Source organism: Microvirga tunisiensis (genome assembly GCF_009296175.1).
Taxonomy (GTDB): Bacteria; Pseudomonadota; Alphaproteobacteria; order Rhizobiales; family Beijerinckiaceae; genus Microvirga; species Microvirga tunisiensis.
On the sequence record NZ_VOSK01000596.1, the window covers coordinates 1 to 2,439 of the forward strand.

Annotated in this window: 3 protein-coding genes; 2 read left to right on the forward strand and 1 reads right to left on the reverse strand. The window is 57.2% G+C overall.

The window, feature by feature from the left end; genetic code table 11:
* Positions 1-808: 808 nt before the first annotated feature.
* Both FS320_RS41765 and FS320_RS49340 read left to right on the forward strand, forming a co-directional pair.
* The gene (locus tag FS320_RS41765; RefSeq protein ID WP_152718441.1) at positions 809-1,087 is read left to right on the forward strand and encodes a hypothetical protein; all 279 of its coding nucleotides are present in this window, start codon (positions 809-811) and stop codon (positions 1,085-1,087) included.
* Between the two features lie 728 nt (positions 1,088-1,815).
* Positions 1,816-2,127: a hypothetical protein gene (locus FS320_RS49340; protein ID WP_244627729.1), complete on the forward strand. Its 312-nt coding sequence runs from the start codon at positions 1,816-1,818 to the stop codon at positions 2,125-2,127.
* 46 nt (positions 2,128-2,173) lie between these two features.
* Here the strand turns inward: FS320_RS49340 and FS320_RS41775 are convergent.
* Positions 2,174-2,439, reverse strand: a 266-nt coding sequence (locus FS320_RS41775; RefSeq protein ID WP_210252251.1) for a phasin family protein, incomplete at its 5' end; no start/stop codon positions are given.

Below are 2,439 nucleotides of genomic sequence, written 5' to 3' on the forward strand. Positions count from 1 at the left end.
GGTCGGATACAACTTCTCACTCCTGCTGCGATGGCTGGCGGCACTTTTGTGCGCCCTTGTCCTGATGCTCGTCGGATATGCTCCATCGCCTCAGCGCGCATGACTCAAGCCGACATAACATTCTTCACGGACGACAAATTTGAGAATGTTCATAAAACCCTTGTGTCTCGCAATGCGCTACAGGGATCTCATCAGCAAGGAGACGTGCTTGGCGATTGCTTCAGGAGCATGTCGGGGTGATTGGCCTCGTCAAATTCCGTCTGTGTGAAGCGGCACCGAAGGTTGACCCTTGCTCGGGAAGGACAATGCCTTGGTTTAGCGACACAAAATGGAAATTTGGTGGGGTCACGATCGACGCCGGTAATGACCCCGCCGACGCTATGAGTTCGCCAGCAAAATCATGCATTTAATGGCACTCGGCTCGGGGTCGTCATTCGATGCTGATCCACATCCGCAAGCAACGTACTGATCAGAGGCCAAGGGCAGCTGGAGCTGCACCCCAAAGCCAGATGGGCCGGCCACGTTGCCGTGGTGGTTCTCCAGACGAACCGAGGGGAACCACAAAGGACGTCATGCCACCATACACAACAAAATAGCCCTGGCTTCTGAGACTGCGATCAGCCTCGTTCAGGGACGCAAGCCATCGGCGCAGGATCTTCATCATGACAGCCCCGATAGGTAATGCGGTCCAAATGAGGCAAAATGCGTGCCAGATGCAGCTGGCCAGATCATCAGGAGGCTGCGACAATTGTGCAGCGCACAAATCGCCTCTTCCCTCGTTTGGTTGTTGGACGCGGGAGAGGAGCCCATGGACCGCAAGAAAGCCATTCCGGCCGAGTGGAGCCGGCGCCGCACACGCTATGATCCTCCGGGTCGCGACGAGGCCGTTGCGGCGGCGCAAGGTCTGACAGACCGGGTCGAGAGTCAGATCGAGATCGCCGCTCAATTGAGCGGCCTGCCGGAAGATGAAGTCAAAAGCCGAGTGCTGATGATGCGAACTCAATCCAGTTGGAAAAGAACAGGAACTGCTCCAGGCCGACGGACGGAGATTGTGGTCGTCAAACGACGCGGTCTACGTGCCACCTGAGTGTTCTCGTAACAAAACCTTCACGCTAGCCTGCCATTGCTGAACACGTTCGACGAGCCACGCAGCCGAAAGACAAGTCTACAACAAATCATCCCGGAGGAAATGCCAGAGGGCTCCACGTGCACCAGAGGAGCCGTCACATGGTCCTGTTTTCGCTTTGCAAACTTGCCTCCTTCGATCTCCCGCTTCTGTCCATCAACTTAGGGCCTCATCTGAGGCGGATCAGATACGCGCTTCTGCCGACCGACGAAGAGCGCGACATGAAACATCTCGCATCGGCCGCAGACCTCCATGAGCTGGAGTTCCAAATCCGGGAACGCGACCGATCGAAGCGGCAAAGACGCGGACCGTTTCACCATTTCTGAGCAGCCCATCGAAGGCCTGGCAAAAATTCTGGCTCGCTGCTGTCGGACCTGTGCTGGCAGCTCCAATTCGGATTGAGGGGCGTGATGCAATCTGCGTTCACGGTTGGTCAGCTTGTACGCGTGAGAAAGATGGCCGGACGTCTCTGTGAGGTGGTGCGCATTCTTCCTGTCACGGAAGGGGGCAGGCACTTGTATCTGATCAGGAGTGAACAAGGGGCTGAACTGATCGTAACACACCATGAACTGAGACGAGCGTAAGCCGGCTTGCGCGGGCAAGTGACAGCGGGAATGCAGGTAAAGGACCGAGGGACGGCAGCTCACATCATGCGCTGACAAACGAGGTAGTCACTCCCCGAATTGCGGATGGAGCGGGACAAGGCTGAAGATCGTCTGCTCGTTCGGAATACCTTGCAGCACGAAATTGCCGAGAGGCCTTATCGTGTCAGCAGGAACGAACGCTGCCATCTCTCGCGAGCACACAGCGCTCTGGTCCATGCTTTTGGCAACCGCTTCCAATCGGCTGATGAAATTGACTGTGGGGCCCACCACCATGAAATCCAGGCGATCTGCGCTGCCGATGTTGCCGTAAGTGACAAGGCCGTTGTGCAGACAGCCGATAAAGTTTCAATGATCAGATGCAAAGAGCGCCATTCGGGCGCTCTTCACTTCCATTGAAGCCCCGGGTAATCCCATGGCATTAGCTGTCGGCAACAGCCGACACTTAAGCCGCGCGATTGAGGCGCTGCGCGGATTTTTCCGCCTGCACGGTCACGGTGCGTGCGGCCTCGTCCGCCATCTGGATCGTAAGCTCGGCGATCCGCCGGCTGTTCTCCATCGACTGCTCCAGATTGTCGCGCAGGAGCGTCGTTTGCGCCTCAACGAAGTCCGTCATCGAGCGACAGCGGGCAAGCGACTGTAGACCATCGATGTTGTGTTGCAGGCGCTTCTGACTGCGGTCGACCACTTCCCGCGAGACCTCCTGCAGGC